Below are 20,158 nucleotides of genomic sequence, written 5' to 3'. Positions count from 1 at the left end.
ATACCGCAAATCCCGCCCGGTCTGTAGCCCTGGCCGCCAGGACTATAAGAATTACAACAGAATGAGTGGAGCACTATGATCAAGATTTCCAAGCTGTTCGCCGCAATGGTACTGGCTGGGGTAGCCAGCCATTCGTTTGCCGCCGATACCATCAAGATCGGCATCGCCGGTCCGAAGACGGGTCCTGTGACCCAGTACGGCGACATGCAGTTCATTGGCGCGAAACAGGCCATCAAGGACATCAACGCCAAGGGCGGCGTCGATGGCAAAATGCTTGAAGCCAAGGAATACGACGACGCGTGCGACCCTAAACAGGCCGTGGCGGTCGCCAACAAAGTGGTCAACGACGGCGTCAAGTTCGTCATCGGCCACCTGTGCTCCAGCTCCACCCAGCCAGCGTCCGACATCTACGAAGACGAAGGCGTGATCATGATCACCCCGGCTGCCACCAGCCCGGAAATCACCGCCCGTGGCTACAAGCTGATCTTCCGCACCATCGGCCTGGACAGCGCCCAGGGCCCGGCCGCCGGCAACTACATCGCCGACCACGTCAAGCCGAAAGTGGTTGCCGTCCTGCACGACAAGCAGCAGTACGGTGAAGGTATCGCCACCGCCGTCAAGCAGACCCTCGAGAAGAAAGGCACCAAGGTGGCCGTGTTCGAAGGCCTGAACGCCGGTGACAAGGACTTCTCCTCGATCATCCAGAAGCTCAAGCAAAACAACGTCGACTTCGTCTACTACGGCGGCTACCACCCAGAGCTGGGCCTGATCCTGCGCCAGGCTCAGGAAAAAGGCCTGAAGGCCAAGTTCATGGGCCCAGAGGGCGTGGGTAACGACTCCATCTCGCAGATCGCCCAGAACGCCTCCGAAGGCCTGCTGGTCACCCTGCCGAAATCGTTCGACGCCGACCCTGAGAACAAGGCCATCGTCGACGCCATCAAGGCTGACGGCAAAGACCCAAGCGGCCCGTTCGTGTTCCCTGCCTACTCCGCCGTGGAGCTGATCGCCAAGGGTATTGAAGCGGCCAAGTCCGAAGATACCGACAAGGTGGCTGCGGCCATCCACGCCGGTTCCTTCAAGACCCCGACCGGCACCCTGACGTATGACGAGAAAGGCGACCTGAAAGACTTCAAGTTCGTGGTCTACGAATGGCACTTCGGCAAGCCGAAGACTGAAGTCTCCCCTCAGTAACTGCGTGACTAAATAGCTGACCGTAAAAGCCCACTGTGCGAGCAGTGGGCTTTGTTTTACGAGGTTCATGGGCCTGGTTGCCGCGATCCGGCAGCGGGTTCACCTGAAAATCTTAAAACCGTCATCCGCGGTTTCCTGGCCGTCACCCGGCCGGCGAAATGCAAATCAGGTTTTTAGGAGCGCTGTAATGCCTGAGATCTACCATTTCTTCCAACAATTGGTTAATGGATTGACCATCGGCAGCACCTATGCCTTGATCGCCATCGGTTACACGATGGTGTACGGCATCATTGGCATGATCAACTTCGCCCATGGCGAGGTGTACATGATCGGTTCCTACGTGGCCTTCATCGCCCTGGCGGGCCTGGCCATGATGGGTATCCATTCGCTGCCGATCCTGATGACCGTTGCCTTCGTCGCGACGATCTTCGTCACCAGTGCCTATGGCTACAGCATCGAACGGGTTGCCTACCGCCCCCTGCGCAACAGCAACCGTCTGATCCCGCTGATTTCCGCCATCGGCATGTCGATCTTCCTGCAGAACACTGTCTTGCTGTCGCAGGACTCCAAGGACAAGTCCATCCCCAACCTGATCCCAGGGAGCTTCTCCTTCGGGCCGGGCGGTGCTGAAGAAGTACTGATCAGCTACATGCAGATCCTGGTGTTCGTGGTCACCCTGGTGGCCATGACCCTGCTCACCCTGTTCATCTCCCGTTCCCGCCTGGGGCGCGCCTGCCGCGCCTGCGCCGAGGACATCAAGATGGCCAACCTGCTGGGCATCAACACCAACAACATCATCGCCCTGACCTTCGTCATCGGTGCCGCACTGGCGGCGGTGGCGGCCGTGCTGCTGAGCATGCAGTACGGGGTGATCAACCCCAACGCCGGTTTCCTGGTGGGCCTGAAGGCCTTCACCGCGGCGGTATTGGGCGGCATCGGCAGCATCCCGGGCGCGATGCTCGGCGGGCTGGTGCTGGGCGTGGCCGAAGCCTTCGGCGCCGACATCTTCGGCGACCAGTACAAGGACGTGGTGGCATTCGGTCTGTTGGTTCTTGTCCTGCTGTTCCGGCCGACCGGCATCCTCGGCCGCCCGGAGGTTGAAAAAGTATGAACAGAAATCTCAAACAGGCGTTCTTCGCCGCCTTGCTGGTATGGGCCGTGGCCTTCCCGGTGCTGGGCCTGAAACTGAGCATCGACGGCATCAGCCTTGTGGTGCACAGCCAGGGCACCTTCACCATCAGCATCATCGCCGTGTGCTCGGTGCTGATGTTCCTGCGCGTGCTGTTCGACAAGCAGTGGAGCTCGGTAATGGGCCGCCGCTCGGATCGCAAATTGATCCCGCCGGCAGTCAGCAACTACCTGACCCTGCCCAGGACCCAGCGCTACGTGATCATGGGCCTGATCGTCGCGGCACTGGTGTGGCCATTCTTCGGTTCGCGCGGTGCGGTCGACATTGCCACGCTGATCCTGATCTACGTGTTGCTGGGCCTGGGCCTGAACATCGTGGTCGGTCTGGCAGGCCTGCTCGACCTGGGCTACGTGGGCTTCTATGCCGTGGGCGCGTACAGCTATGCCATGCTCTCGCACTACCTGGGCTGGAGCTTCTGGGTGTGCCTACCGATCGCCGGCCTGATGGCCGCCACCTTCGGCTTCCTGCTCGGCTTCCCGGTGCTGCGCCTGCGCGGTGACTACCTGGCGATCGTGACCCTCGGCTTCGGAGAGATCATCCGCCTGTTCCTGCGCAACCTCACCGACTGGACCGGCGGCCCCAACGGCATCAGCAACATCCCGAAACCGGAGTTCTTCGGCCTCACCTTCGAACGCCGTGCAGCCGAGGGGATGCAGACCTTCCATGAGTTCTTCGGGCTGGAATACAACTCGATCAACAAGGTCATCTTCCTCTACCTGGTAGCCCTGCTGCTGGCGCTGCTGGCCCTGTTCGTCATCAACCGCCTGCTGCGCATGCCGATCGGCCGTGCCTGGGAAGCGCTGCGTGAAGACGAGATCGCCTGCCGCGCGCTGGGCCTGAACCCGACCGTGATCAAGCTCTCGGCCTTCACCCTGGGTGCCTGCTTCGCGGGCTTCGCCGGCAGCTTCTTCGCCGCGCGCCAGGGCCTGGTGACGCCTGAGTCGTTCACCTTCATCGAGTCGGCGATCATCCTCGCCATCGTCGTGCTCGGCGGCATGGGCTCACAACTGGGCGTGATCCTCGCGGCCATCGTGATGATCCTGTTGCCCGAGCTGATGCGTGAGTTCAGCGAATACCGGATGCTGATGTTCGGTGCGCTGATGGTGTTGATGATGATCTGGCGTCCGCAAGGCCTGCTGCCTATGCAACGTCCACACATGGAGCTGCGTCGATGAGCCGCGAAATTCTGCAAGTCAGCGGCCTGAGCATGCGCTTCGGCGGCTTGTTGGCGGTCAACGGCGTGGCCCTGACCGTCAAGGAAAAACAGGTCGTGGCGCTGATCGGCCCGAACGGCGCTGGCAAGACCACCGTGTTCAACTGCCTGACCGGCTTCTACAAGCCCAGCGGTGGCACCATCCTGCTCGACGGCCAGCCGATCCAGGGCCTGGCCGGCCATCAGATCGCCCGCAAGGGCGTGGTGCGGACCTTCCAGAACGTGCGCCTGTTCAAGGAAATGACCGCGCTGGAGAACCTGCTGATCGCCCAGCACCGCCACCTCAACACCAACTTCTTCGCCGGCCTGTTCAAGACCCCGAACTTCCGCCGCAGCGAGAAGGAGGCCATGGAGCGTGCGCAGTACTGGCTGGAGAAGGTCAACCTGACCGAGTTCGCCAACCGTACCGCCGGCACCCTCGCCTACGGCCAGCAGCGCCGCCTGGAAATCGCCCGCTGCATGATGACCCAGCCACGCATCATCATGCTCGACGAACCGGCAGCGGGCCTGAACCCGAAGGAGACCGAAGACCTCAAGGCGCTGATCGCCTACCTGCGCGAGTCGCACAACGTCACCGTGCTGCTGATCGAACACGACATGAAGCTGGTGATGAGCATTTCCGACCATATCGTCGTGATCAACCAGGGCACCCCCCTGGCCCACGGCACACCGGAGGAGATCCGCGACAACCCTGATGTGATCAAAGCCTACCTGGGGGAAGCGTAAATGCTGAAGTTCGAGAACGTTTCCACCTTCTACGGCAAGATCCAGGCGCTGCACAGCGTCAACGTGGAAATCAACCAGGGCGAAATCGTCACGCTGATCGGCGCCAACGGTGCCGGCAAGTCGACCTTGCTGATGACCCTGTGCGGCTCGCCGCAGGCGCACAGTGGCAGCATCAAGTACCTGGGTGAAGAACTGGTCGGCCAGCCGTCCTCGCACATCATGCGCAAGAGCATCGCGGTAGTGCCCGAAGGCCGCCGCGTGTTCGCCCGCCTGACCGTCGAGGAAAACCTGGCCATGGGCGGCTTCTTCACCAACAAGGGTGACTACCAGGAGCAGCTGGACAAGGTCCTGCAGTTGTTCCCGCGCCTGAAGGAGCGCTACATCCAGCGTGGCGGGACCATGTCGGGTGGCGAGCAGCAGATGCTGGCCATCGGCCGGGCACTGATGAGCAAGCCCAAGCTGTTGCTGCTCGACGAGCCTTCGCTGGGTCTGGCACCGATCATCATCCAGCAGATCTTCGACATCATCGAGCAACTGCGCCGCGATGGCGTGACGGTGTTCCTGGTGGAGCAGAATGCCAACCAGGCGTTGAAGGTCGCCGACCGGGCCTATGTGCTGGAGAACGGCCGGGTGGTCATGCAGGGGACCGGGGAAGCCTTGCTGACCGATCCGAAGGTGCGCGACGCCTACCTGGGTGGTTGAATGAGAAAGGGCCTTCGGGCCCTTTTTTCTGCCTGCATGGAATCTAGTGGCTGTACCGGCCCTATCGCCGGCACAGACACTGCATCAGCCCTTGTGAACCTCGCCCAGCCTGAGTAACGTGGCCAGCTCTTTGGTAAAAGATCCCCGGAGCCGTTCCATGCGCCTCACCCCTTCCCTGCTGCTCACCGCCCTGCTGCCTCTGTTCGCCGGCTGCCAGCTCCTGGCAGAGCAACCCAGCGACCCGAACATCGGCACCACGCGCCTGCAGGGGGAACTGAGTGCCGCTGGTGGCCATCTGCTGTTCAAACCCTGCAACGAAGCCCGTACCTTCGTGATCAACGACGTCGGTGCCACCGGCATCCTCCAGGAAGCCGCCAACCTGGCCGACGACGCCAAGGACAAGCTGTTCGCCGACGTCCGCGGTCGCCTCACGGGCAGCAAGCAGGCCAACAACGACGGTCAGCTTGAAGTGAGCCGCCTGTACCGCCTGGAACCGTCCACACGTGCCTGCGACGATCCCAACTTCAAGCAGCTCACGCTGCGCGCCAGCGGCCATGAGCCGGAGTGGGACATCAAGGCCAGCGGCAAGGGCATGGTGCTCAACCGTGTCGGCAAAGAGCCGCTGCCCCTGCCCTTCCTGGAAGAAGAAGTCCCTGGCGGCGGCCTGACCCTCAGCAGTGAAGCCAACGGCCAACACGTGGAACTGTGGGTTGCACCACAACGCTGCGTCGACAGCGCCACCGGTGCCGTGCGCCACCTGCGCGCCGAATTGCGCATCGATGGCCAGACCCTGCGAGGCTGCGGCTACTACGGCGGTGCACGCGACAACTGATCGCCGGACGCTTTTATCCTGCCAGTCAGGGCGGCGAACAGCTTATACTTGGCGGTTTGTGTAAAGCCGCCGGCCGCCCATGGCCGGGATACTGGACCCTGCCATGCTACGAATCACCGAACTGAAGCTGCCCCTGGACCACCCTGACGAAGCGCTGCGCGAGGCCATTGTTCAGCGCCTGGGCATCCGCGACGAGCAACTGCTCGGCTTCACCCTGTTCAAGCGCAGCTACGATGCGCGCAAGAAGAACAGCGAACTGCTGTTCATCTACACCATCGACCTTGAAACCAGCAACGAAGCGGAGCTGCTGAGCAAGTTCGCCGACGATCGCAACATCGGCGTCGCACCGGACGTCACCTACAAGTACGTCGGCCACGCCCCGCAAAACGTTCAGGAACGCCCGATCGTGGTCGGCTTCGGCCCTTGCGGCATCTTCGCCGGACTCTTGCTGGCCCAGATGGGCTTCAAGCCGATCATCCTCGAACGCGGCAAGGAAGTGCGCCAGCGCACCAAGGACACCTGGGGCCTGTGGCGCAAAAGCGTGCTCAACCCCGAGTCCAACGTGCAGTTCGGCGAAGGCGGCGCCGGGACCTTCTCCGACGGCAAGCTCTACAGCCAGATCAAGGATCCCCTCCACCATGGCCGCAAGGTCCTGGAAGAGTTCGTCAAGGCCGGTGCGCCGGAAGAAATCCTGTACATCAACAAACCCCACATCGGCACGTTCCGCCTGACCGGCATGGTCGAGCAGATGCGCCAGGACATGATCGCCCTCGGCGCCGAAGTGCGCTTCCAGGAGAAGGTCACCGACCTGCTGATGGAAGACGGTCAATTGACCGGCGTGGTCCTGGAGAGCGGCGAACAGCTGCACTCGCGCCACGTGGTCCTGGCCCTGGGCCACAGTGCCCGTGACACCTTCCGCATGCTCCACGCCAAGGGCGTGTACATGGAGGCCAAGCCGTTCTCCATCGGTTTCCGTATCGAACACCCGCAGACGCTGATCGACAAGGCACGCCTGGGCAAGTATGCCGGCCACCCGAAACTCGGTGCGGCCGATTACAAGCTGGTGCACCACGCCAAGAACGGCCGCTCGGTCTACAGCTTCTGCATGTGCCCAGGCGGCACTGTGGTGGCGGCCACCAGCGAACCGGGCCGGGTGGTGACCAACGGCATGAGCCAATATTCGCGCAATGAACGCAACGCCAACTCCGGCATCGTGGTGGGCATCGACCCCGAGCGCGACTACCCGGGTGGCCCGCTGGCGGGTATCGAGCTGCAGGAGCGCCTGGAAGCCCACGCCTATGTGATGGGTGGCAGCAACTACCAGGCACCGGCGCAGCTGGTAGGCGATTTCGTCGCCGGCAAGCCGTCCACCGCCGTGGGCAGCGTCGAGCCGTCGTACAAGCCGGGCGTGACCCTGGGCGACCTCGCGCCGAGCCTGCCGGACTTTGCGATCGAGGCAATCCGCGAAGCGCTGCCGGCCTTCGATCGGCAGATCAAGGGCTACAACCTGCATGATGCGGTGCTGACCGGCATCGAGACGCGCACTTCTTCGCCACTGCGGATCACGCGTGGTGCGGATTATCAGAGCCTGAACCTCAAGGGGCTGTTCCCGGCGGGTGAAGGTGCGGGGTATGCCGGCGGCATTCTTTCCGCAGGCGTCGATGGCATTCGCATTGCCGAGGCAGTCGCGCGGGATATGCTCGGTTTGTAAGTTGTAGCGCCTGCACCGGCCTCATCGCCGGCAAGCCGGCTCCCACAGGGATCGCGCAAATGCTGTACCTGTGGGAGCCGGCTTGCCGGCGATGAGGCCGGAACAGGCAACAAAAAACCCCGAACAGGCCAAGCCCGTTCGGGGTTTTTTGTTCATCTGCAGCTATCAGCGCGTAACGCGGCTGGTACCGTCGACGGTCATGATGCGCACGCGCTCGCCCACACGGAACACTTCGTTCTCCTGCACGGCCTGCACATAGGCGCGCGTGCTGCCGTCATCTTCGCGCACGGTGATCTCCACACCCTGGGTGCGGGTCAGGCCTTCCTCGGCGGCCGAGCCTGCCAGGCCACCGGCCACGGCACCGATCACAGCGGCGACGATACTGCCGCGGCCACCACCGACAGCGCTACCGGCCACACCACCGACAATCGCACCAGCACCCCCGCCGATCGGCGTCTTGGTGCCTTCGATCTTGACCGGACGCAAGGCCTCGATGGTGCCCATGCGCACGGTCTGCACGCGACGGGCCTCATCACGGGAGTAACTGTCGCCAGTCAGGCTGGAGGCGCAGCCACCCAGCAACAACGACATGGTGGTGAAGGTCGCCACCAGCAAAGCGGATTTACGCATGGGTAAAGTCTCCATAAATTCAGGTGTCCATTAGACGCTGCGCCCAAGCAACTGTCACGACGCAGGCGTAACAAAATCGGTTTCATTCAGCGCCCATACAGCAAGTACAGGCGGTCTCCCGGATCTCTAACGTCAGACCAAGGATAGCCATGGATTACTGCATCGAGGTATTGGCAGACAGCGCAGCCGGGGATAGCAGCGGTGTGGAAAGGGCCGCGATGCGGCCCCAAAGGTCTCAGGGAGCCAACCGCTCGCGCAGCCAGCGCGCCTCGACCAGGCGGTAGTTCAAGCGATCATGCAGACGGCTGGCGCGCCCTTGCCAGAACTCGATGCGCTCGGGCAGCAGGCGGTAACCGCCCCAATGCTCGGGGCAATGCGGCTGAGTGTCGGAGAAGCGCGACTCGGTCGCCTTGACCAACCCTTCCAACGCTTCACGGCTGGCGATCACCTGGCTCTGTGGCGAAGCCCACGCCCCCAGGCGGCTACCCAGAGGGCGCACCTGGTAGTAGTCGTCCGACTCCTTGGCCGTCACTTTTTCCACCCGCCCTTCGATACGCACCTGGCGTTCCAGCGCCGGCCAGAAGAAGGTCATGGCGGCGAAGGGGTTGGCCAGCAGTTGCTGACCCTTGGCACTGTCGTAGTTGGTGAAGAAGGTGAAACCACGCTCATCGAGCCCCTTGAGCAGTAATACGCGGCAATGGGGTCGGCCCTCGCCATCGACGCTGGCGAGGGTCATGGCATTGGCCTCTACCGGGGGTTGCTCGGTCTTCACCGCATCGGCAAACCACTGGTGGAACAGAGCGAACGGCTCCTCCGGGGCCTTGGCTTCCGCCAGGCCATCACGGGTGTAGTCGCGGCGCATATCGGCCAGGGATTGGGTCATGGCTGCGTTTCCTTGACGATCAGTTGGTCTTCGCAGGGCTGTTGGCGGCTAACTTCTTGTCAGCAGTCGTCTTCTTGGCGACGGGCTTGGCCGGCGCGGCTTTGTTCTTGGCAGTGGACTTGGCAACCGGCTTGGCTGCGGCTTTCTTCGCGGCTGGCTTGGCAGCGGACTTGGCAGCTGGCTTGCTGTCGACAGCCTTGGCGGCCGGCGCCTTGGCATCCTGCACGGCGACCATGGAGGCCGGGGTCGGCGCTGGTGCGGCTTGCTGGTACTTGGCCAACAGCGCGACCATGGTGTTTTGTGGGGTCAACAGCATTTCCACGCGGCGATTGAGGGCACGGCCTTCGGGACTGTCGTTGGCAGCACGCGGCATTTCCGACCCCATGCCCTTGAGGCTCAGGCGGTCACGCTTCAAACCGCTCAGGCGGAAGATCGCCGAAACCGATGCGGCGCGCTCCAGGCTGAGCTTCTGGTTGGTAGCGGCCACGCCACTGGTGTCGGCATGGCCGAGTACCAGCACGGCGGTCTTGGGGTCGCCCTCGACTGCCTTGGCCACGCGGGTGATCGGGCCCAGGCTCATCGGCAGCAGCATGTTGGGACGATCCGGGTTGTACGAACTGTCGACCGGGATGGTTACCGCCAGCACGTTTTCGCGGCGCTCCAGTTGCAGCTTGCTGTCCTTGATGGCTTCGCGCAGCTTCGGCTCGTATTCGTCAAGCCATGCCTGGGTGGCTTTCTGGTCGATCTTCGGTACCACTGGCCCCTTGGCCTGCTTGTCGTCACCGCCAAATGGCCACCACCAGCGGCTGGCACTTTCCGACTTGGCATCGGCCTTGGCGACCTTTTCGTTGACGGCTTGCTTCACTTCCTGCTCTGCAACCTTGTCCGAACCGAATGGCCACCAGGCGCTGGCGCCACCTTTCGATGCATCCTGAGAATGGCTGGCACAGCCGGTCATGGCGGTCAGGCACAGGGCGAGAGCTAAGGTTTTATGTGAAGACATCAGCGATACACCATGAATTAGAAAGAATTTTCGCCAGCACACCGCAGTGCGCTGGCATTGAGGATAACAAAGGGGCCGTGCAATACCCGCGTTACCCGATCAAAGGCACGTCCCAAGGACCCGTACCAGCTGCTGGGCCCTTGGGTCCATGAGCACGTAAGGGCCAAGGGTATTGACCACGAATCCGAAGGCCACATCGTGCTCAGGGTCGGCGAAACCGACCGAGCCGCCGGCGCCTGGGTGACCGAAGGCACGGGCACCGAGACCGAAGGTGGCATTGGCAACATCGGGCTGGTCGAGCATGCAGCCCAGGCCGAATCGGGTCTGGGTCAGCAGGGTCCGATCCTGGCCAATGCTGTGCTCGCGGGTCAGTTCGTCGAGCAGTTCGGATTCCAGCAGGCTGCCGTCGAGCAAACCGGCATAAAAGCCCGCCAGGCTACGAGCGTTCCCATGGCCGTTGGCCGCGGGCTGTTGCATGCGCCGCCACTCGGGTTTGTTGGTGCTGGTGAGGATCGCCGGTGGGTTGGTGAAGGCACGGGTCGACAGCGCCTCCGGCTCACGCATGGTCACCTGCAGCAGGCGCTGGGCCGCCGCATCGCCAGCATTGCCTTTGCCGCGCGCGATATGCGCCACCCGATGAAATTCTTCGTCCGCAAGGCCGACATGGAAGTCCAGCCCCAGTGGGCGCGCGGTACGCGCGACGATCGACTCGCCCGGGCCACGTCCATCTGCTCGTCGGATCAGCTCGCCGATCAGCCAGCCGTAGGTGATGGCGGCATAGCCATGTTCGGTGCCGGGCGTCCACCAGGGTGTTTCGGCGGCCAGGGCATCGACCATCGCTTGCCAGTCGTATAGCGCCTGCGCCGGCAGCAACTGGCGAATCGCTGGCAAACCGGCGCGGTGGCTGAGCAGCTGTCGAAGGGTGATGCCGTCCTTGCCCGCCTGGGCGAACTCTGGCCAATAGCGCGCTACGGGGACATCCAGGGCCAGCTTGCCCTCGCCCACCAGTTGCAGGGCGGTAACGGCGGTGAAGGTCTTGGTGCAGGAGAACAGGTTGGCGATGGTATCGCTGTGCCAGGCTTGCTGGCCGTCCTTGTCGGCGCTGCCTGCCCACAAATCGATCACGGTTTCGCCGCCGACCTGGATGCACAACGCCGCACCGCGCTCCTGGGGATCATCGAACAATGCGGCGAACGCTTCGCGCACTGCCTCGAATTTCAGCTCATAGTGACCCTGGATCTGCACCCGCCTGCTCTCCGTACGACCTTGCCGAAAAATGGCGTGCATTGTTTCAGCAGTTAAGGGTTTTGCCTACTGGGCAGCGCCGAGTCATGGAGAAAATTCCATGCCGAATGTTCAGCGATAGGCTGCACTGCCATGCCGAGCTCAAGGGGCTGGCTTTTCCAGTTGGCTATGCAACTGACCAACGGCCGCCAGATTGCTCTTGCGCACCGCTTCGACAAAGCCCGCAAACGGCACATCGGTAATTGCCACCAGGCCCAGATGGCCGTTCTCGCCATCGAGCAAACGACCACTGGCAGGCTGGTCAAGGTACTGGAACCAATGGGCGCCAACGATCATCGGCTGGGCCAGCGCCGCCTTGAGGAAGTTGCCATACGCCGGCCCACGGTCCTCTTCTCGCGCCACTTCAAGAGGCCCGGGCCAGAACGGCCCACGGTCACGTGAGCCGAACTGGAATTCCGACACCAGCACCGGCTTGTCCAGTTCGGCCAGACGAGAGAAGTCGTAGCCGTCTTCGGGCTTGAGGGTATAGAAGTTGAAACTCAGCACATCGCAGAACTCGGCGCAGGCCTTGACCGCCTCCGGGGTGCTCACCGCGTAGCGCCCCCCCAGCAACAGATGGTTGGGGGCATGCCATTTCAGTGAGTCGGAGATGGTCTTGAAATAGGTTTGCGCGAACACTTGCTGGAAATACTGGAAATCACGCTCGATTTCCGGGTGCTCGGGGTTGGGCAACGGTGCCTCGAAGCCTGGGTCTTCCATCAGCTCCCAGGCCTGCAGGTCGATACCCCAGGCCTTGGACAAGCCCGCCTGGTTGCGGTACTTGTCGCGCAACTGCTTGAGGAACGCGCGCTTGGCCGGCACATCGGTGGTCAGGCGCAGGGTCCCGTAAGCCAGGCCGTAACGTGCCTTGGGGTCGTTGCCAGGCGCCGCCCAGGCCAGTTCGTTGTCGGCGAAGTAACCGATCAGCCAAGGGTCGTCGCGGTGATCGCGGGCAGCGATGGCCACGGCACGTTCGGTGGCCATGGCGAAACGCGGGTCGAATGGGTCGGGCATGCGGCCCCACCAGTCCATGCCCGTACTGATGCTGGCATAGTCGCCGACGATCGACAGCGGCAAGGTGTACGGCAGGCGCTTGGCCTGGGCCAACCCAGGGTCGCTCCAGTTACCCAGGGTGTTGAAGCCCCAGGCCTGCAGGCGGTCGAGGGTATGCGCCTGCCAGCGGGCAATGTCCAGCGCAGGCGGCGGGCAGTCGGCGGCCGGTTGCCCCTCCACGTGCGCGCACGGCTTGCCATAGGTGCGCTGGAGGTTGGCGGCATAGAAGTCGAACCACCGCCCTTGCTTGAAGGCGCGCCCTTGCGACGAAGCATTGCCATCGTCGTTGTTGCCTTCGCCATAGAAAGCTGCCGCCGCGTCGTCTTGGCCCGGCAATGCAGCGAACATGCCTTCGCGCCCCGTGACATAGGTACGCCCGCCATCAGCGGTCACGGCGTTGACCCCCAGGGAGTAGAACGGGTGGCCATCAGGGGTTACCAGGTACCAACGGCCATCGCGCTTCTCGGTACGGAAGAAGCCCTTGGCTTCGAACGCAGGTCCCGCCACCACACCACCGTAGGTATCCAGCGGCTGTTTCTGGCGCTCGGCCAACCAGCCCTTGAGTTGCTGCTGCTCACGGCTGTCCGCGGCCTTCAGCTGTTCGTCGTTGACGATTTTTTCGGGCCAGCGGCCACGGGTGGACTGACCATAGGTATCGATCAGCGCGTGGTAGGCCGCCTGGTAGGCCAGGTCATCATCCTGGATGCCGACCTTTTCGATCAGCAGGTTCTGCGCCACCTTGGGCGCGGGAATGGTCAGGCTGACGGACACTACCTGCTTGAGGTCGATTTCACCTGCGCTACTCGTCAACAGGAGGCGTTGGCCTTCGAATACCCAAGGCATCGGCGGGCCGGCGCGCATGCCTTGGCTCAAGGGCGAAGTGGGCTTGAGCGGCACCATGACGGTTTGCGCGGGCCCCGCTGGCAGGTCAATGCGGCTGGTCAGGGTACGCCCGTCGCTGCCCAGTACCGTGACATCGACGGTCAGTGCCCAATCCATCGCGCTCTGCAAGCGCAAGGTGAGGAACTGTCCGGCTGACCAATCCCACACGCCCGTCTGCGGGCTCAGGCGCAAGGTTGGCCGTTCGACCGGGTTGAACACCACGCGCCGCAACACCTCGCCTTCCGTGGTCTGTTCCGCGTTGTACTGCGGCATGCCAGACCCTTCGGTTGCCACAGTGACCACCGAGGCCGGGCGCACGAAGCTGAACAGCGTCTGCTGCCCAGCCAGCAAGGGCGTGCTGAGCAACAGGGTAAGAACTGCAGGCAAGGTGCGACGGATCATAGGGCTCAGGCTCTCCTTCAAGGCCCACTTGAGCCCACGACCGAGTGATGGACAACAGGCCGGAGCAGGATGCTCCGGCCGTCAGGAAATCTCCCGCCGGAAGGGCGGCAGCGCATTGAGAATAGCCTTGCCGTAGCGCTGGGTGACCAAGCGCCGATCGAGCAAGGTGATAACGCCGCGATCCTGTTCGGTACGCAGCAGACGGCCGCAGGCCTGGATCAGCTTCAGCGAGGCGTCGGGCACGGCAATTTCCATGAACGGGTTGCCACCGCGGGCTTCGATCCACTCGGCCAACGCCGCTTCGACCGGGTCATCCGGTACGGCGAAGGGGATCTTGGCGATCACCACGTGTTCGCAGTAGGCACCCGGCAAGTCGACACCTTCGGCGAAACTCGCCAGGCCGAAGAGCACGCTGTGCTGGCCATCGTCGACCCGCGCCTTGTGCTTGTTCAGGGTTTCCTGCTTGGACAGGTTGCCCTGGATCAGCACCAGCTTGCGCCAATCGCGGTCCAGGCCGTCGAACACTTCCTGCATCTGCTTGCGCGAGGAGAACAGCACCAGGGCGCCGCGGGCGTCCTCGACGATAGCGGGCAGCTCGCGGATGATCGCGGCGGTATGCGCGGCCGCATCGCGCGGGTCGGCCTTGAGGTCGGGCACCCGCAGCAGGCCGGCGTCGCCGTGGACGAACGGGCTGGGCACCACACAGGTCACGGCGTCGCGTGGCAAGCCCGAACGCATGCGGAAGCGGTCGAACTTGCCCAATGCGGTGAGGGTTGCCGAAGTCACCAGCGCACCATGGGCCACACTCCACAGGCTGCGGCGCAGCATCTCGGCAGCCAGGATAGGGCTTGCGTTGACTTCGATATCGAACAACGCACCACTCTCGGCCAGGGTCAGCCAGCGGGCCATGGGTGGGCTGTCTTGCGGGTCTTCGGCGGTGAAGGCGACCCACAACTCCCAGTTGCCCTGGGCCCGGGTGACCAGGCTGCCGAACAGCGGATACCACTCTTCGGCCTGGTGACTGGCGATGCCAATGTTGACCTCGCCGTCCATGCCTTCCTTGAGCAGGTCGGCCAGGCGGGTGAACAGATCATTGAGGCGGGCAAAGCCTTTTTTCAGCTCGATGCCGACTTCGCGGATCTGCTCAGGCACCACGCCGCCCTCGAAGCGATAGCGGGGGCGCTCGCGCCCTTCGGTGTCTTCGCTGGGGCGAAAGTCCGCGACCTGCTCGCACAGGGTGAACATGAACTGCTGCTGGGTGCGGATTTCCCGCGCCAGCTCCGGCACCTGCTCGATCAGTTTGCCCAGGTCACCCGGCAAGGGGTGCTGAGCCAGCAGCTTGGTCAGGTTCTTGGCGGTCTGCTCCAGCCAGTCGGCGGTGGAGCGCAGCCGCGAATAGTGAGCGAAGTGGCCGATGGCCTTGTCTGGCAGGTGGTGGCCTTCGTCGAACACGTAAATGGTGTCGCGCGGGTCGGGCAGCACCGCGCCACCGCCCAGGGCCAGGTCGGCCAGGACCATGTCGTGGTTGGTGACGATCACATCGACCTTGCCCATGCCTTCGCGGGCCTTGTAGAACACGCACTGCTGGAAATTCGGGCAATGGCGGCCGGTGCACTGGCTGTGGTCGGTGGTCAGGCGCGCCCAGTCCTGGTCTTCCAGGGCTTCGGACCAGCTGTCGCGGTCACCGTCCCAACGATTGCCGGCCAGCTTCTCGATCATGCTGTTGAACAGTTTCTGGCTGCGCTCGTCCACCTCGATGTGGAAGCCCTCTTCCTCGAACAGCTGGGCAGTGGCCGACTGCGCGTGGCCCTCCTGCAGCAGGATGTCGAGCTTGGACAGGCACAGGTAGCGGCCACGGCCCTTGGCCAGGGCGAAGCTGAAGTTCAGGCCACTGTTGCGCATCAGGTCGGGCAGGTCCTTGAAGACGATCTGCTCCTGCAGCGCCACGGTCGCGGTCGCGATCACCAGGCGCTTGCCGGCGGCCTTGGCGGCCGGAATCGCGGCCAGGCTGTAGGCGACCGTCTTGCCGGTACCGGTGCCCGCCTCCACCGCTACCACGGCGGGCTCGCCGGCACGGCGGCCTTCTTCGTCGCAGGCGATGTCGCCGAGGACCTTGGCCACTTCGGCGATCATCAGGCGCTGGCCGTAACGCGGCTTGAGGCTCTTGGCTTCGAGAAAACGCGTGTAGGCGCCCTGGATGGTGGCTTTGAGTTCGTTGCTGATCATGGTCTGCAGGCGCCCGGAGGGCTGGATATATTTTCAGTGTTTTGCATGGGGCGGCTATCATACCCCGCTATTGCCCTTTGTGCCGCATGGAGATCCAGATGCTCGCCTTTGCCTTACCCTACACATTGCATGTCCTGGCCGCCCTGGTGTGGGTCGGCGGCATGTTCTTCGCCTGGCTGGTGCTACGCCCTGCAACGGTTGCAGCCCTGGAGGGGCCGGCCCGGCTGCGCCTGTGGGTGGAAGTTTTCCGACGCTTTTTCCGATGGGTCTGGCTGGCGGTGGCCATTCTGGCGATAAGTGGTATCGGCATGTTGCACATGCGTTTCAATGGTTTCGAGACGGCTCCCAAGTACATTCACGTGATGATTGGCGGCGGCATCGCCATGTTCGCGCTGTTCATGCGCATTCAGGCATTGCTGTTGCCGGAGTTGAAGACGGCGGTGCAGGCCGAGGACTGGGCAGCGGGGGCGGCAGTGCTCGGCCGGATCCGGCGCATGGTCGGGGTGAACCTCTTGCTGGGGCTGGCGGTAGTGGCAGTGGCCAGCTCGCGACTGCTGATGTAGGCCCGTCAGCCACGCTGCGGCAGCTGTGGCTGCCGCGGTATCGACATGACGTGGAAGATCCCAGTCAGCAGTATCTGCAATCGATCGAACCAACGATGGCTACGCCCACGCAGGCTGCCATTGAAAAACAGCACTTCCAGCACATGCAGACCCAGCAACGCGATGCCCGCCGCATTGATCAACAGGTTGAACGGCAAGGGTTGCGGCATCAGCTGGTTGAACAGCACCACGCCCCAGAATGCGATCGTCAGGACCTTGCCCAGGCCCAGGATGAACTTCATTTTTCCGCCCCTCTCTCGTGCTCAGTTGAGGTGCAGGTCGACCCGCCGGTTGTGTGCACGACCTTCCTCGGTGTCGTTTTCCGCCACCGGCTCGCTGGCCCCGCGCCCTTCACTGGTGACTTTCTGCGGTGCCATCCCCTGACTGATCAGGTACTCGGCAACACTGGCGGCACGCCGTTCGGAAAGTGCCTGGTTGTAACTGGCGGAGCCCACATTATCGGTATGGCCGACCACCCTGATACGCGACACGCCCAACTCGTTGAGCCTCGGCAGCAGGCTTTGTAGCCGCTGCTGGCGACCCGTGGTGAGATCAGCGGAGTTGAACGCGAACATCACCTGCCCCTGGTCGTCGAGGGAGATCACCTCTGGCTGAGGCTCCGGCGCAGACTGGCTGGGCGGATACTGCGGCAACGGGCAGCCCATGTGGTCGACCGCCGTCCCGGCCGGTGTATCGGGGCAACGGTCGCGGCGATCGAACACCCCATCTTCGTCTTTGTCACCGTCCTGGGCATAACAGATCAGGCCACCCGCAATGGCACCCAGTGCACCGCCGCCTGCGGCCCAGCTCGAACTTTCGATGGCGCCCAGGCCACCGCCCGCCAGACCGCCCAGCAGGCTGCAGATCGGCCAGGTCCTTTGATTGAGGGGCGCACTGCCATCGCTGTGGGTGGCGCAACCTGCGAGCAGGCTGGTGACCACCAGCAACGGCAACGCCGCCTTTGACATAACACTCATCATGAATGCTCCTGTGTCGTTGGCCGCAACCGGCTTACAGGAGTAAAGACGCGCCCGCGCCACTTCTCAAGGCGCGGGCGCAGGCCGTCAGCGCTGGATCTTGATCTCGGTGCGACGGTTCATCGAACGCCCATCGGCCGTGGCGTTGTCTGCCACCGGCTGGGTCTCGCCGGCACCGACCACCGAGACGAAGCTGGCGCGCGGGACGCCGCTCTCGATCAGGTATTCGGTCACCGAGTGGGCACGGCGCTCGGACAGTTTCTGGTTGTAGCTGTCGGAGCCGACGCTATCGGTATGGCCAGTGACGCTCAGGCGAGCACTAGGCGCTTCCTGCTTCAGGCGCGTGGCGATGGTGTTCAGGCGCTCCTTGTCGGCGGCAGTCAGGCGCGCCGAGTCGAACTCGAAGTGCACATCACGGATGACGATGACTTCTTCTTTCTGGACGACTACTTCCTCGACCACCGGCGCCGGTTCCGGCGGGCAGCCATTGGCATCGACCTGCACGCCGCGTGGCGTGCCCGGGCACTTGTCGCGGCTGTCCGGCACGCCATCACCGTCTTCGTCGCCATCGCCGTGGGCCCAGCAGTAGCCGGCTGCCAGACCGCCGCCAAGCAGCGCGCCCCAACCCGCCCACGATGAACTTTCGATGGCGCCCAACCCGGCGCCGGTAATGCCCCCGACGGCAGCACACTTCGGCCAGTCGGTTTTTTGCAAACCTGCACAACCAGTCAACACACTGGTGAGCAGTACCAGGGGTATCGCTGTGCGTACTATGCTCATTTTGTAGCTTCTCCTAGGGGGAATCGGCATAAGACCGATCTCTGGGAGTAAAGACCGCGCAATCAATCCCTGCCAGCAATAAGCCACGACCCGGCACATGCCCCTTTGCCCGCAGGCAATGGCCCGCTAGTCTTGGTCAACCTGAACGAGGATTGGCAATGACCGACGGTTTTTCCCAACGTACACCGCAGCAGGCCCTGGCGGCCTTGCTCGAACGCTTCACCCCGCAACGTTTGCTGCTGGTGGGGACGCGCTTCCCGGCCCTTGAGGCATTTGCCCAGGCTCACCCGCAGGTGACCATCGAAACCACCGCGCCCGGCCCGCTGCCAGCCGCGCTCGCCGCTCAGCGCTTCGACCTGGCCGTGCTGGTGGATTGCCTGGAACACCTGCCCAAGCGCACCGGCCTGGAGCTGCTAGGGGGCATTCGCAACCTCAATGCCAGCCGCGTGGCGGTACTGGCCGATTTGCCTGCCTGTGGCTGGCAGGACACCGACTTTTTCGCCCTGGCCCTGTCGGCCAGCGAGAAATTCCGTCGCGACGAACAAGTATTGAGCTTGTTCACCTATGATCTACATGACTACAAGCAGGTCCCTGACTGGCTCAACGCCAAGTTCTGGGCCAACCCTGAAAACTTCGGCAAGTATTGGTGGTGATGATGAGTGTCTCGGTTTGCCCTTGTGGCAGCGGCAACCTGCTCGACGCCTGCTGCGGGCACTACCACGGCGGTACCCCGGCACCGGATGCCCAGACACTGATGCGCTCGCGCTACAGTGCCTACGTGCTGGGCCTGATCGACTACCTGGTCGCCACTACCCTGCCAGCCCAGCAGGCCGGGCTGGACTGCGCCGCCATGAGCACCTGGAGCGCCCAGAGCACCTGGCTGGGCCTGGAAGTGGAAAACGCCGAGGTGCTCGGCGGCCAGCCCGAACACGCCTTCGTCACCTTTACCGCGCGCTGGCATGACCAGGAGGGCGACCACCAGCACCGCGAGCGCTCGGCGTTTGTGCAGCACGACGGGCGCTGGTACTTCATCGACCCGACCGTCGAGCTCAAGGCCGGGCGCAACGACCCCTGCCCGTGCGACAGCGGTCAGAAGTTCAAGAAATGCTGCGCCAGCTACCTCGGTAACTGAGCATGATCGCCCAAGCCCGTCTGCTCCTGCTCGGCACCCTGCTGGCCTTGCTGACGGGCTGCGCGATCTGGGGCGACGACGACTGGCGCGACCCCGAGGTGCGCCTGGTCAAGGTCGAAACCGTCAAGGCGCGCCTGCTGGAGCAGGAGTTCGTCTTGCACCTGCGCATCGACAACCCCAACGACAGCCGCCTGTTCATTCGCAACCTGGAGTACGCGCTGTGGCTCAACGACCTGCGGCTGGTCGAGGACGACGTGAGTATCTGGCGCAGTGTCGGTGGTCACGCCCGGCGCACCTTCAAGATCACCGCACGAACCAACCTCTGGCAGCAGCTCAAGCCCTTGGCCAAGCTGCTGCGCAGCGAGCAACCGCTGCGCTACCGATTGCAGGGTGAACTGGCTACCGGGCTGCTCATCCATCGGGACCTGCACTTGTCGCGCAGTGGTGAGATAATCCCCGGCGATTTCATACCGGAGTAACCCTGCAATGACCCAGCAACCCCATGTTCATGGCCCAGACTGCGACCACGGTCATGATCACCACCACGATCACGACCACGGCCATGTGCACGGCCCGCATTGCAACCACGGCCACCAGGAGCCGGTTCGCAACGCCCTGAAGGACGTCGGCCGTAATGACCCTTGCCCATGCGGCAGCCAGAAGAAGTTCAAGAAGTGCCACGGCGCCTGACCAGGTGCCTGGCTGCCAGTTTCAGGCTTTGCGCCTGAAGCTGGCGACCG

At 63.3% G+C, this 20,158-nt stretch carries 21 protein-coding genes; 12 read left to right on the top strand and 9 right to left on the bottom strand.

What is annotated here, in order from left to right; all coding sequences use genetic code 11:
* The first annotated feature begins 75 nt into the window (after positions 1 to 75).
* The 7 genes from ACIPZB_RS14420 (at position 76) to ACIPZB_RS14390 (ending at position 7,564) form a co-directional block, all read left to right on the top strand.
* The gene (locus ACIPZB_RS14420) at positions 76 to 1,191 is read left to right on the top strand and encodes a branched-chain amino acid ABC transporter substrate-binding protein (protein WP_008097477.1); all 1,116 of its coding nucleotides are present in this window, start codon (positions 76 to 78) and stop codon (positions 1,189 to 1,191) included.
* Positions 1,192 to 1,378: 187 nt separating this feature from the next.
* Entirely contained in the window at positions 1,379 to 2,302 is a 924-nt protein-coding gene (gene livH, locus ACIPZB_RS14415; protein ID WP_008097482.1) for a high-affinity branched-chain amino acid ABC transporter permease LivH, read from the top strand.
* Positions 2,299 to 3,555, top strand: a complete 1,257-nt coding sequence (locus tag ACIPZB_RS14410; RefSeq protein ID WP_400640905.1) for a high-affinity branched-chain amino acid ABC transporter permease LivM — start codon at positions 2,299 to 2,301, stop codon at positions 3,553 to 3,555. The genes livH and ACIPZB_RS14410 overlap by 4 nt, the downstream gene beginning before the upstream one ends.
* Positions 3,552 to 4,319, top strand: a complete 768-nt coding sequence (gene livG / locus ACIPZB_RS14405; RefSeq protein ID WP_008097486.1) for a high-affinity branched-chain amino acid ABC transporter ATP-binding protein LivG — start codon at positions 3,552 to 3,554, stop codon at positions 4,317 to 4,319. The genes ACIPZB_RS14410 and livG overlap by 4 nt, the downstream gene beginning before the upstream one ends.
* A complete protein-coding gene (locus tag ACIPZB_RS14400; protein WP_016498257.1) occupies positions 4,320 to 5,021 on the top strand; it encodes an ABC transporter ATP-binding protein in 702 nt (233 codons plus the stop codon). It begins immediately after the preceding gene.
* A 157-nt stretch (positions 5,022 to 5,178) separates the two neighbouring features.
* Positions 5,179 to 5,853: a COG3650 family protein gene (locus tag ACIPZB_RS14395; protein WP_400640902.1), complete on the top strand. Its 675-nt coding sequence runs from the start codon at positions 5,179 to 5,181 to the stop codon at positions 5,851 to 5,853.
* A 103-nt stretch (positions 5,854 to 5,956) separates the two neighbouring features.
* Positions 5,957 to 7,564 carry an NAD(P)/FAD-dependent oxidoreductase gene (locus ACIPZB_RS14390; RefSeq protein ID WP_400640900.1) on the top strand — a complete coding sequence of 536 codons (1,608 nt, stop codon included), beginning with the start codon at positions 5,957 to 5,959 and terminating at the stop codon, positions 7,562 to 7,564.
* Positions 7,565 to 7,729: 165 nt separating this feature from the next.
* On the opposite strand, the gene ACIPZB_RS14385 is transcribed toward ACIPZB_RS14390, so the two are convergent.
* The 6 genes from ACIPZB_RS14385 to dinG all read right to left on the bottom strand — a co-directional run bounded on the left by ACIPZB_RS14385 (position 7,730) and on the right by dinG (position 15,927).
* Positions 7,730 to 8,194 (bottom strand): glycine zipper 2TM domain-containing protein, encoded by a 465-nt coding sequence (locus ACIPZB_RS14385; RefSeq protein ID WP_400640898.1) that lies wholly within the window; start codon positions 8,192 to 8,194, stop codon positions 7,730 to 7,732.
* Positions 8,195 to 8,429: 235 nt separating this feature from the next.
* On the bottom strand, positions 8,430 to 9,077 hold the full coding sequence (gene pdxH, locus ACIPZB_RS14380) for a pyridoxamine 5'-phosphate oxidase (RefSeq protein ID WP_400640896.1): 648 nt from the start codon (positions 9,075 to 9,077) through the stop codon (positions 8,430 to 8,432).
* A gap of 19 nt (positions 9,078 to 9,096) precedes the next feature.
* A complete protein-coding gene (locus ACIPZB_RS14375) occupies positions 9,097 to 10,080 on the bottom strand; it encodes an OmpA family protein (RefSeq protein WP_400640894.1) in 984 nt (327 codons plus the stop codon).
* Between the two features lie 99 nt (positions 10,081 to 10,179).
* Positions 10,180 to 11,325 carry a serine hydrolase domain-containing protein gene (locus tag ACIPZB_RS14370; protein ID WP_400640892.1) on the bottom strand — a complete coding sequence of 382 codons (1,146 nt, stop codon included), beginning with the start codon at positions 11,323 to 11,325 and terminating at the stop codon, positions 10,180 to 10,182.
* 141 nt (positions 11,326 to 11,466) lie between these two features.
* Positions 11,467 to 13,701, bottom strand: a complete 2,235-nt coding sequence (locus tag ACIPZB_RS14365) for a beta-agarase (RefSeq protein WP_400640890.1) — start codon at positions 13,699 to 13,701, stop codon at positions 11,467 to 11,469.
* 81 nt (positions 13,702 to 13,782) lie between these two features.
* Positions 13,783 to 15,927: an ATP-dependent DNA helicase DinG gene (dinG, locus tag ACIPZB_RS14360; RefSeq protein ID WP_400640889.1), complete on the bottom strand. Its 2,145-nt coding sequence runs from the start codon at positions 15,925 to 15,927 to the stop codon at positions 13,783 to 13,785.
* Between the two features lie 98 nt (positions 15,928 to 16,025).
* On the opposite strand from dinG, the gene ACIPZB_RS14355 reads away from it, so the two are divergent.
* Positions 16,026 to 16,490, top strand: coding sequence for a CopD family protein (locus tag ACIPZB_RS14355; RefSeq protein ID WP_008090634.1), 465 nt, complete (start codon positions 16,026 to 16,028; stop codon positions 16,488 to 16,490).
* A gap of 5 nt (positions 16,491 to 16,495) precedes the next feature.
* Here the strand turns inward: ACIPZB_RS14355 and ACIPZB_RS14350 are convergent, their stop codons facing one another.
* The 3 genes from ACIPZB_RS14350 to ACIPZB_RS14340 form a co-directional block, all read right to left on the bottom strand.
* Entirely contained in the window at positions 16,496 to 16,771 is a 276-nt protein-coding gene (locus tag ACIPZB_RS14350; RefSeq protein ID WP_400640887.1) for a DUF1145 domain-containing protein, read from the bottom strand.
* A 21-nt stretch (positions 16,772 to 16,792) separates the two neighbouring features.
* On the bottom strand, positions 16,793 to 17,506 hold the full coding sequence (locus ACIPZB_RS14345; protein WP_400640885.1) for an OmpA family protein: 714 nt from the start codon (positions 17,504 to 17,506) through the stop codon (positions 16,793 to 16,795).
* A gap of 87 nt (positions 17,507 to 17,593) precedes the next feature.
* Complete coding sequence (locus ACIPZB_RS14340; RefSeq protein WP_400640883.1) at positions 17,594 to 18,286, bottom strand: OmpA family protein; 693 nt, start codon at positions 18,284 to 18,286, stop codon at positions 17,594 to 17,596.
* A gap of 158 nt (positions 18,287 to 18,444) precedes the next feature.
* Between ACIPZB_RS14340 and ACIPZB_RS14335 the strand changes: the two genes are divergently transcribed.
* Genes ACIPZB_RS14335 through ACIPZB_RS14320 form a run of 4 tightly spaced genes read left to right on the top strand, consistent with a single transcriptional unit; the run spans position 18,445 to position 20,108 of the window.
* Positions 18,445 to 18,939, top strand: a complete 495-nt coding sequence (locus ACIPZB_RS14335; protein WP_008090639.1) for a DUF6231 family protein — start codon at positions 18,445 to 18,447, stop codon at positions 18,937 to 18,939.
* 2 nt (positions 18,940 to 18,941) lie between these two features.
* The gene (locus tag ACIPZB_RS14330; RefSeq protein ID WP_400640881.1) at positions 18,942 to 19,418 is read left to right on the top strand and encodes a YchJ family protein; all 477 of its coding nucleotides are present in this window, start codon (positions 18,942 to 18,944) and stop codon (positions 19,416 to 19,418) included.
* 2 nt (positions 19,419 to 19,420) lie between these two features.
* Entirely contained in the window at positions 19,421 to 19,897 is a 477-nt protein-coding gene (locus ACIPZB_RS14325) for an LEA type 2 family protein (RefSeq protein WP_400640879.1), read from the top strand.
* 7 nt (positions 19,898 to 19,904) lie between these two features.
* Positions 19,905 to 20,108, top strand: a complete 204-nt coding sequence (locus ACIPZB_RS14320; RefSeq protein WP_008090658.1) for an SEC-C metal-binding domain-containing protein — start codon at positions 19,905 to 19,907, stop codon at positions 20,106 to 20,108.
* Positions 20,109 to 20,158: the final 50 nt, after the last annotated feature.

It is taken from the genome of Pseudomonas sp. NPDC089396 (assembly GCF_044749545.1).
Lineage (GTDB): Bacteria > Pseudomonadota > Gammaproteobacteria > Pseudomonadales > Pseudomonadaceae > Aquipseudomonas.
Note: the sequence above shows the minus strand (reverse complement) of the source record. Positions and strands in the feature narration are given on the sequence as shown.

Coding starts and splice junctions, on each gene's coding strand:
- ACIPZB_RS14420 (WP_008097477.1), top strand. CDS start 76: ATGATCAAGATTTCCAAGCTGTTCGCCGCAATGGTACTGGCTGGGGTA.
- livH (WP_008097482.1), top strand. CDS start 1,379: ATGCCTGAGATCTACCATTTCTTCCAACAATTGGTTAATGGATTGACC.
- ACIPZB_RS14410 (WP_400640905.1), top strand. CDS start 2,299: ATGAACAGAAATCTCAAACAGGCGTTCTTCGCCGCCTTGCTGGTATGG.
- livG (WP_008097486.1), top strand. CDS start 3,552: ATGAGCCGCGAAATTCTGCAAGTCAGCGGCCTGAGCATGCGCTTCGGC.
- ACIPZB_RS14400 (WP_016498257.1), top strand. CDS start 4,320: ATGCTGAAGTTCGAGAACGTTTCCACCTTCTACGGCAAGATCCAGGCG.
- ACIPZB_RS14395 (WP_400640902.1), top strand. CDS start 5,179: ATGCGCCTCACCCCTTCCCTGCTGCTCACCGCCCTGCTGCCTCTGTTC.
- ACIPZB_RS14390 (WP_400640900.1), top strand. CDS start 5,957: ATGCTACGAATCACCGAACTGAAGCTGCCCCTGGACCACCCTGACGAA.
- ACIPZB_RS14385 (WP_400640898.1), bottom strand. CDS start 8,194: ATGCGTAAATCCGCTTTGCTGGTGGCGACCTTCACCACCATGTCGTTG.
- pdxH (WP_400640896.1), bottom strand. CDS start 9,077: ATGACCCAATCCCTGGCCGATATGCGCCGCGACTACACCCGTGATGGC.
- ACIPZB_RS14375 (WP_400640894.1), bottom strand. CDS start 10,080: ATGTCTTCACATAAAACCTTAGCTCTCGCCCTGTGCCTGACCGCCATG.
- ACIPZB_RS14365 (WP_400640890.1), bottom strand. CDS start 13,701: ATGATCCGTCGCACCTTGCCTGCAGTTCTTACCCTGTTGCTCAGCACG.
- dinG (WP_400640889.1), bottom strand. CDS start 15,927: ATGATCAGCAACGAACTCAAAGCCACCATCCAGGGCGCCTACACGCGT.
- ACIPZB_RS14355 (WP_008090634.1), top strand. CDS start 16,026: ATGCTCGCCTTTGCCTTACCCTACACATTGCATGTCCTGGCCGCCCTG.
- ACIPZB_RS14350 (WP_400640887.1), bottom strand. CDS start 16,771: ATGAAGTTCATCCTGGGCCTGGGCAAGGTCCTGACGATCGCATTCTGG.
- ACIPZB_RS14345 (WP_400640885.1), bottom strand. CDS start 17,506: ATGAGTGTTATGTCAAAGGCGGCGTTGCCGTTGCTGGTGGTCACCAGC.
- ACIPZB_RS14340 (WP_400640883.1), bottom strand. CDS start 18,286: ATGAGCATAGTACGCACAGCGATACCCCTGGTACTGCTCACCAGTGTG.
- ACIPZB_RS14335 (WP_008090639.1), top strand. CDS start 18,445: ATGACCGACGGTTTTTCCCAACGTACACCGCAGCAGGCCCTGGCGGCC.
- ACIPZB_RS14330 (WP_400640881.1), top strand. CDS start 18,942: ATGAGTGTCTCGGTTTGCCCTTGTGGCAGCGGCAACCTGCTCGACGCC.
- ACIPZB_RS14325 (WP_400640879.1), top strand. CDS start 19,421: ATGATCGCCCAAGCCCGTCTGCTCCTGCTCGGCACCCTGCTGGCCTTG.
- ACIPZB_RS14320 (WP_008090658.1), top strand. CDS start 19,905: ATGACCCAGCAACCCCATGTTCATGGCCCAGACTGCGACCACGGTCAT.